6 protein-coding genes are annotated in these 8,533 nt (G+C 51.0%); 1 reads left to right on the top strand and 5 read right to left on the bottom strand.

What is annotated here, in order from left to right:
• Positions 1-48 precede the first annotated feature (48 nt).
• Together pssA and ilvC are read right to left on the bottom strand one after the other, a co-directional pair.
• Positions 49-957 carry a CDP-diacylglycerol--serine O-phosphatidyltransferase gene (pssA, locus tag IBX50_RS05645; RefSeq protein WP_366930694.1) on the bottom strand — a complete coding sequence of 303 codons (909 nt, stop codon included), beginning with the start codon at positions 955-957 and terminating at the stop codon, positions 49-51.
• Positions 958-1,092: 135 nt separating this feature from the next.
• The gene (gene ilvC, locus IBX50_RS05640) at positions 1,093-2,109 is read right to left on the bottom strand and encodes a ketol-acid reductoisomerase (RefSeq protein WP_292254126.1); all 1,017 of its coding nucleotides are present in this window, start codon (positions 2,107-2,109) and stop codon (positions 1,093-1,095) included.
• Between the two features lie 181 nt (positions 2,110-2,290).
• Here ilvC and ilvY point away from each other — a divergent pair, with 181 nt between their 5' ends.
• Positions 2,291-3,175: an HTH-type transcriptional activator IlvY gene (gene ilvY / locus IBX50_RS05635; RefSeq protein ID WP_292254122.1), complete on the top strand. Its 885-nt coding sequence runs from the start codon at positions 2,291-2,293 to the stop codon at positions 3,173-3,175.
• Positions 3,176-3,237: 62 nt separating this feature from the next.
• Here the strand turns inward: ilvY and ilvN are convergent, their stop codons facing one another.
• The 3 genes from ilvN to clpB all read right to left on the bottom strand — a co-directional run bounded on the left by ilvN (position 3,238) and on the right by clpB (position 8,458).
• Positions 3,238-3,729, bottom strand: coding sequence for an acetolactate synthase small subunit (gene ilvN, locus IBX50_RS05630; RefSeq protein ID WP_292254121.1), 492 nt, complete (start codon positions 3,727-3,729; stop codon positions 3,238-3,240).
• A gap of 2 nt (positions 3,730-3,731) precedes the next feature.
• Entirely contained in the window at positions 3,732-5,459 is a 1,728-nt protein-coding gene (locus tag IBX50_RS05625; RefSeq protein ID WP_292254120.1) for an acetolactate synthase 3 large subunit, read from the bottom strand.
• A 419-nt stretch (positions 5,460-5,878) separates the two neighbouring features.
• Entirely contained in the window at positions 5,879-8,458 is a 2,580-nt protein-coding gene (gene clpB, locus IBX50_RS05620; protein WP_292254119.1) for an ATP-dependent chaperone ClpB, read from the bottom strand.
• Positions 8,459-8,533 lie beyond the last annotated feature (75 nt).

Here is an 8,533-nt window from a genome sequence, read left to right as displayed (position 1 = left end):
GTATTATAGGCATCTGAATTCGACTTGCAAGCCCTTTTTGAAAGTTTTTTACAAATCACCGGAATCATGCGGTTTTGCGTGCTTACTAAGCACTGAACGAACCGGGCCTGATGCGCCATAACCAACAAACAGCAGCAATAACATAGTGGCTGGATCGATCGCAATAATAGCCAATACCAACACCAGTGCCAGCAACACCATAAAGGGAACACGGTTTTTCAGATCAATATCCTTGAAACTGTAATAACGCACATTACTGACCATCAACAAACCAATAGCAGCAATCACCATCGCCACTAAAATCTGCGCCCAGAGCATTTCCATATCCATATCGTGAAGCACCCACACCAGCGCCCCTACAATGGCTGCTGCTGACGGACTGGGTAAACCGGTGAACCATTTTTTATCTGCTGAACCCACATGGACATTAAAACGAGCCAACCGTAGGGCCGCACCAGCCACATAAACAAAGGCAGCAATCCAGCCGATCTGCCCAAGATCCTGTAGCATCCAGCTGAAAGCAACCAAGGCCGGAGCCACACCAAATGAAACCATATCAGCCAGACTGTCGTACTCAGCACCAAATTCACTTTCCGTGCCGGTCATTCGGGCAACACGCCCATCCAGCCCATCCAGGATCATAGCTACAAAAATCGCAATGGCCGCAGCACTGAAGTCACCATTCATCCCTGCAACTATGGCGTAGAAACCAGAAAACAGCGCGCCAGTAGTAAACAGGTTGGGCAGCAGATAGATACCGCGATGTTTTTCTTTTTTACCGTTGATCTCTTTTTCCTCTACCACCTCCTCAATCACCTCCTCCACCATACGATGTGCTCGCCGGGCAAACTCTTCTTCTGATTTTTCCTTATCAGCCAAACCCAGCTCATCCTTTTCGGAAGCAATCTGCTCACTCAAAGCTTTTTCTTTACCTGCTTCCGGTTTTTCTTGCGACATAATTTACACCTTAAGTGTTCTGAAATTTTGGAGTCACTGAACCCATTCTACACCTCGAACCCATCGAACAAAAATGCTTACTGACGTGCAAAAAAAACGCAGCCCGGAGGCTGCGTTGGTTATTACTGACAAAGATCAGTTTTTGTCTTTGTCGACCAGCTTGTTGGCTGCAATCCAAGGCATCATAGCGCGCAGCTGACCACCAACCACTTCAATCGGGTGTGCAGCATTGTTACGACGACGCGCAGTCATGGAAGGATAGTTAGCAGCACCTTCCTGAATGAACATCTTGGCATATTCACCATCCTGAATACGCTTCAGGGCATTACGCATTGCCTGGCGTGATTGCTCGTTGATCACTTCAGGACCAGTCACATACTCACCATACTCAGCATTGTTGGAGATGGAGTAGTTCATGTTGGCAATACCGCCTTCGTACATCAGGTCTACAATCAGCTTCAGCTCGTGCAGACACTCAAAGTAAGCCATTTCCGGTGCATATCCAGCTTCGGTCAGGGTTTCAAAACCGGCTTTAACCAGTTCAACCGCACCGCCACAAAGTACTGCCTGCTCACCGAACAGATCGGTTTCGGTTTCGTCTTTGAAAGTGGTTTCGATGATGCCTGAACGACCACCACCCACACCAGATGCATAAGACAGAGCAACGTCTTTGGCCTTGCCGGAAACATCCTGGAAAACAGCAATCAGATCAGGAATACCGCCACCCTTCACAAACTCAGAGCGCACAGTGTGGCCTGGTGCTTTAGGAGCGATCATGATCACGTCCAGATCCTTACGAGGAACAATCTGGTTGTAGTGAATAGAGAAACCATGAGCAAAAGCCAAGGTTGCGCCCTTTTTGATGTTAGGCTCAATCTCTTCTTTATAAAGCTGACCCTGGAATTCATCAGGAGTCAGGATCATCACTAGGTCAGCAGCTGCAACGGCATCAGCAACATCAGCAACTTTCAGGCCATGAGCTTCAGCCTTGGCACGAGTAGAAGAACCGGCACGCAGACCAACAGTCACATCAACACTGGAGTCTTTCAGGTTACAGGCGTGGGCGTGACCCTGAGAGCCATAACCAATGATGGCTACTTTTTTGCTTTTGATGATCGACAGATCACAATCTTTATCATAATAAACGGTCATTGCCATGATATTTTTCTCCGGCTGAATCAGTGAAGGATTTTGCTTCTGATCAGAAGCTGTTTTTGATGGAAGAAAGAATAAGGCATTTGCATGATTGCGTAAAATGCTATATTTGCAACGCATCATCCCTTATTTCGCAATAAGCTATTTTATCACGCTCCTACTCCCAGTACACAACGTCATGGATACCAAAAGCCTCAAGCACTTTCTTGCCCTGTCTGAAACCCTGCATTTTGGCCGTGCCAGTGAAGTTTGCCATCTCAGCACCTCGGCGCTGAGCCGCAGCATTCAGCAACTGGAAGAAAACCTGGGCGTCAGCCTGTTCAGCCGGGATAACCGTCACGTTGAACTCACTGAAGAGGGGCGAGTGTTTCTTGTTTATGCCCGTGATGCCCTTGATCAGTGGGATACCCTGCGTAATTCACTGTTACTGGGCGCCAGCCAGCTCCAGGGTGAGATCAGTGTTTATTGTTCGGTGACCGCCAGTTACAGTTTTCTTTATGACCTGCTGCGACAGTTTCGCAGTGAACATCCCCGTGTAGAAATCAAACTCCATACCGGCGACCCTGCTGTTGCTGTACAGCGAATACTACATGGTGAAGAGGACATTGCCATTGCTGCCCGACCGGATACCCTGCCCAAAGGGCTGGCTTTTCGATCCATAGGCCTCTCACCATTGGTGTTTATTGCACCCGCCGACATCAGCCAGCTTCCACAACTGCTTACTGCTGATATCAATGAAGCCAACTGGGCAAAAATCCCGATGATTCTTTCCGAGCAGGGGCTGGCTCGTAATCGGGTGGATGAATGGTTTCGCAACAAGGCCATCAAACCTTCCATCTACGCTCAGGTCAGTGGTAACGAAGCCATAGTTAGCATGGTCAGCTTGGGGTTGGGAGTGGGTGTGGTGCCAAAAATTGTGCTGGATAACAGTCCACTGGCTGAGCGGGTACAAATACTGCCGGTGACACCACGGTTGGCTGCTTATGACGTGGGGGTTACGGTATTAAACCGCAAGTTGCGTAATCCACTGATTCAGGCTTTCTGGTCGCAGATTCAGGCGTAAAAAAACCCTGCGGGAAATACCGGCAGGGTTTTTTATCAACGACTTTTATCAGCCGCAAGGGATTACAGGCTTAACACCTTCTCTCCGCGAGCAATACCGGAGACCCCAGTACGCACCACTTCCAGCAGGGTGCTGGCCCCCAGAGCATTGATAAACGCATCCAGCTTGCTTGAATCACCGGTCAGTTGCACAGTATAGACGCTAGGTGTGACATCAATGATCTGGCCCCGGAAAATTTCCGTGGTGCGCTTCACTTCTGCACGTTGTGCACCCACCGCCTTGACCTTGACCAGCATCAACTCACGCTCGATGTGTTGCCCTTCAGTCAGATCCACCAGCTTGACCACATCAATCAGCTTGTTCAGCTGCTTGGTGATCTGCTCAATAACCCGTTCATCACCCACGGTGGTGACCGTCAGGCGCGACAGGCTGGGATCATCGGTTGGAGCAACGTTCAGGGTTTCAATGTTGAAGTTACGCTGGGAAAAGAGACCCACCACCCGCGACAGGGCACCGGCCTCGTTCTCCATCAGAATCGAGATGATGTGTCGCATGATCAGGTCCTCTCCGTTTTGGAGAGCAGCATATCCTTCATGGAGCCTTGAGGCACCTGCATTGGATAAACGTGCTCGCGTGGATCAACATAAACATCCAGAAATACCAGCTTGTCTTTCATGGCAAAGGCTTTTTCCATTGCCGCATCCAGATCTTCCGGTTTTTCAATCTTCATGGCAACATGCCCGTAGGATTCCACCAGCATCTTGAAATCCGGCAAGGATTGCATGTAAGACTGGGCGTGGCGGGCACTGTAGTTCAGATCCTGCCACTGACGCACCATACCCAGCGACTGGTTATTCAGATTCACTATCTTAACTGGAATCCCGAACTGGCTGCAGGTGGACAACTCCTGCATCATCATCTGGAAACTGCCTTCACCGGTGATCAACACCACCTCTTCATCTGGCTTGTTCAGCTTGACACCCATGGCCGCTGGCAGACCAAAACCCATGGTGCCCAAGCCGCCGGAAGTGATCCAGTGATTGGGTTTGTCGAACTTGTAGAACTGGGCAGCAAACATCTGATGCTGACCGACGTCGGTTACCACGTAAGCCTGACCCTTGGTTGCTTTCCATACCGCTTCAACCACCTGCTGGGGTTTCATCGGCTGACCTTCTTCGGCCTGTTCATACAAACGACCGGTACGACTGGCACGCCAGCCATCAATCTGTTTCCACCAGTCGGCCAGTGCAGTGGTATCCGGCAGGCTGCGGCTATCATCAAGAATAGCCAGCATCTCTTCCAGCACACTGGTAGCGGTGCCCACAATCGGAACATCTACACGAACGGTTTTGCCAATAGAAGATGGATCTACATCCACGTGAACAATGCGTGCCGTTGGGCAGAATTTGGAAGTATTGTTAGTGGCACGATCATCAAAACGCGCCCCAATACACACCACCAGATCACTGTGATGCATGGCTTGGTTGGCTTCAAAACTGCCGTGCATACCCAGCCAGCCCATGGATTGTTTATCGGTTTGTGGGAAGGAACCAATACCCATCAGCGAGGTGGTCACCGGGAAGTTGAGTTTTCTGGCCAGCTCTGTGAACAGCTCACATGCCTGTCCCAGTACCAAACCACCGCCGCCATACAACACTGGGCGTTTGGCTTTAAGCATCAGCTCCACAGCTTTCTTGATCTGCCCGGTATGACCGCGGCCAACGGGTGTATAAGAACGCAGCTTCACTTTTTTGGGATAAACGTATTCGTACTTCTCGGTGGGTGCGGTCATATCCTTGGGAATATCCACTACCACCGGGCCGGGACGACCGGTGGTTGCTATGTGAAATGCCTTTTTCAGCACCAGCGGAATTTCTGATGGGTGCTTGATGGAAAAGCTGTGTTTCACAATAGGACGGGTAACACCAATGATGTCGGTTTCCTGAAAGGCGTCTTCACCAATCAGATGACTCATGACCTGACCACAGAGCACCACCATCGGGACGGAGTCCATGTAGGCAGTGGCAATACCGGTGACCGCATTGGTAGCACCGGGGCCGGAGGTTACCAGTACCACACCGGGCTTACCGGTGGCACGGGCATAACCATCAGCCATGTGGGTGGCCGCCTGTTCGTGGCGTACCAGAATGTGGTGCACCTTATCCTGACGGTGAATCGCGTCATAGATGTGCAGGGCGGCACCACCGGGGTAACCGTAAATGTATTCAACACCTTCATCCGCAAGGAATCGGGTGATCATATCTGCGCCTGAGAGTAATTCCACTTTCGTGAACCCCCTGAAAAAACATTCGAGTGCATGGAATCAGCAAGTCTGCTGTTCCGGTTCAATAATCCAGATGTTATCAGTGAACACCCATCCGGATTTGCCAATGCATTTCCAACCAGCAGGCTGGAAATCATCAACACCTGATGCTTTGCCGTGTCTTGGCAAACGAGACCCGTCTTGGGGTCTGCACTCTTGTCGCACTGCTTGAATGCGAAGTGGGGCCTAATCTGACCAGAGGATAAAACAGGCCAGATAGTCCTTGATGCAGGACCGGCAACGAATACCGATCCAGATGCCAGCGATGGGGGGTGTCCCCAAGATGCTGCACCTGCTATTCAGGAGAGGGAAGGCTCTTACAAAAGGCGAGTTTTGTCAAGCAACCTTCCCTGGTTGCAAGACATTTTTCCGTAGATATTTCAGGCTTTAATCTTAAACACAGTATGATTCCCTTCGATCTCAGCCAGCAGCAGCTGACCAGGCTCAAAACGACCGGCCAGAATTTCCTGCGCCAGCGGGTTTTCCAGCATCCTTTGTACGGCACGTTTTAATGGGCGCGCACCATACACCGGATCATATCCCTGCTCTACCAGACTGTGCATAAAACTTTCTGACAGCTCCAGATGCAGCTCCCGTTCTGCCAGGCGCTCACGCACTCGCGCCAGCTGGATATCCGCAATGCCTCGAATCTGATCTTTCTGCAGTGGATGGAAAACCACGACTTCATCAATACGGTTGATGACCTCCGGACGGAAGTGAGTCCCCACCACCTCCATCACGGCTGACTTCATGGCTTCGTAGTTTTCTTCTCCCGCCATACGCTGAATCAGATCCGACCCTAGATTAGAAGTCATCACGATCACGGTATTACGGAAGTTGACTGTACGTCCCTGACCATCGGTCAGACGGCCATCTTCCAGCACCTGCAAAAGAATATTAAATACATCCGGATGGGCTTTTTCGACCTCATCCAGCAACAGCACAGAATACGGGCGACGACGCACGGCTTCAGTCAGGTATCCACCCTGCTCATAACCCACATAACCGGGGGGTGCACCAATCAGACGTGCCACCGAATGTTTTTCCATAAACTCACTCATGTCGATACGCACCATGGCTTCGGTGGTATCAAACAGGTAATGAGCCAGAGATTTACACAGCTCGGTTTTACCCACACCGGTCGGGCCGAGGAATAGGAAAGAACCGCTGGGGCGATTCGGATCAGACAGACCTGCCCGTGAACGGCGTACCGCATTAGCGACTGCCAGTACTGCTTCATCCTGACCGATCACACTTTCGTGCAGGGCATCTTCCATACGCAGCAGTTTTTCACGATCCGACTCCAGCATTTTGCTGACCGGAATACCTGTCCAGCGTGCCACCACTTCGGCAATTTCTTCATCGGTGACACGATTACGCAGCAGGGTATGTTCAACATTTTCCAGTTGATCGGCCATCTGCATGCTGCGCTCCAGATCAGGAATCACGCCATACTGAATCTCAGACATACGCGCCAGATCACCCTTACGGCGGGCAGCATCCAGATCAATACGTGCCTGCTCCAGCTGTTGTTTGAGCTGCTGAGCACCCTGCAGACTGGCTTTTTCGGCTTTCCAGATTTCTTCCAGATCCGCAAACTGGCGACCCAGATCATCAATCTGTTCCTGCAGGTGTTCCAGACGTTTTTTCGAGCCTGCATCCGTTTCTTTTTTCAGTGCTTCGCGTTCAATTTTTAACTGAATCAAACGGCGTTCCAGCTTGTCCATTTCTTCGGGTTTGGAATCTATTTCCATACGAATGCGACTGGCCGCTTCATCCATCAGGTCGATGGCTTTGTCCGGCAACTGGCGATCAGAAATATAACGGTTAGACAGTTTGGCCGCAGCAATCACCGCGCTATCCGTAATCTCAACACCGTGGTGGACTTCATAACGCTCTTTTAAACCACGCAGGATGGCAATGGCATCTTCTTCACTGGGTTCATTCACCAGAACCTTCTGGAAGCGACGCTCCAATGCTGCATCTTTTTCGATGTACTGACGGTATTCATCCAGCGTAGTGGCACCCACACAATGCAGCTCGCCCCGTGCCAACGCGGGCTTGAGCATATTACCGGCATCCATGGAACCTTCACCCTTACCCGCACCCACCATGGTGTGCAGCTCATCAATAAACAGGATGACTCGCCCTTCTTCTTTGGAGAGTTCATTCAGCACACCTTTCAGGCGCTCTTCAAACTCACCACGGAACTTGGCACCGGCAATCAGGGAACCCATATCCAGCGACAGAACCCGCTTATCTTTTAAGCCTTCCGGCACTTCACCATTCACAATACGCTGCGCTAGGCCTTCCACTATGGCGGTTTTACCCACACCCGGCTCACCAATCAAAACGGGGTTGTTTTTGGTGCGGCGCTGGAGAACCTGAATGGTGCGGCGGATTTCATCATCACGGCCAATCACCGGGTCGAGTTTGCCTTCCAGAGCACGAGCAGTCAGGTCGATGGTGAATTTTTCCAGCGCCTGACGTTTTTCTTCCGCATTTGGATCATCCACAGCCTCGCCTCCGCGCAGGTTTTCAATCGCCACCACCAGACGTTTTTTATCCAGTCCCGCAGCTTCCAGTGCCTTGCTGGTGGCATCACCCAGCTCCATGGCTGACAAGAGCACCAGTTCACTGGAAATATACTGATCACCACGCTGCTGGGAATCACGATCTGCCAGATTCAGCAGTCGACCCAACGACTGGGAGACTTGTACATTGCCATCGTACTGGCTGACGGTGGGCAGCTGTTCAAACAGCTTTTTCAGCTCGGAACGTACACGAGTGACATCCGAACCGGATTGTTTGATCAAAGGCGTTAAGGGGCTACCCTGCTGATCCAGCAAAGCCAGCAGCAGGTGAACGGGAGCCAGTTCATTGTGACTCTGACCCACCGCCATGGATTGGGCATCAGCAAAGGCATGTTGCATCTTGCTGGTCAAACGATCGATACGCATATCAGGAAACCTCTTGAGCCGTTATTCGGGATTAACAGTTAAATGGGGGGCTTGGCTGAACGATTCAAGAGGCGA

This window comes from Marinospirillum sp. (assembly GCF_014859565.1).
Note: the sequence above shows the minus strand (reverse complement) of the source record. Positions and strands in the feature narration are given on the sequence as shown.

What these genes read in the sequence shown, in the direction of transcription:
- pssA (WP_366930694.1), bottom strand. Translation starts at nt 957, where the DNA reads ATGTCGCAAGAAAAACCGGAAGCAGGTAAAGAAAAAGCTTTGAGTGAG.
- ilvC (WP_292254126.1), bottom strand. Translation starts at nt 2,109, where the DNA reads ATGACCGTTTATTATGATAAAGATTGTGATCTGTCGATCATCAAAAGC.
- ilvY (WP_292254122.1), top strand. Translation starts at nt 2,291, where the DNA reads ATGGATACCAAAAGCCTCAAGCACTTTCTTGCCCTGTCTGAAACCCTG.
- ilvN (WP_292254121.1), bottom strand. Translation starts at nt 3,729, where the DNA reads ATGCGACACATCATCTCGATTCTGATGGAGAACGAGGCCGGTGCCCTG.
- clpB (WP_292254119.1), bottom strand. Translation starts at nt 8,458, where the DNA reads ATGCGTATCGATCGTTTGACCAGCAAGATGCAACATGCCTTTGCTGAT.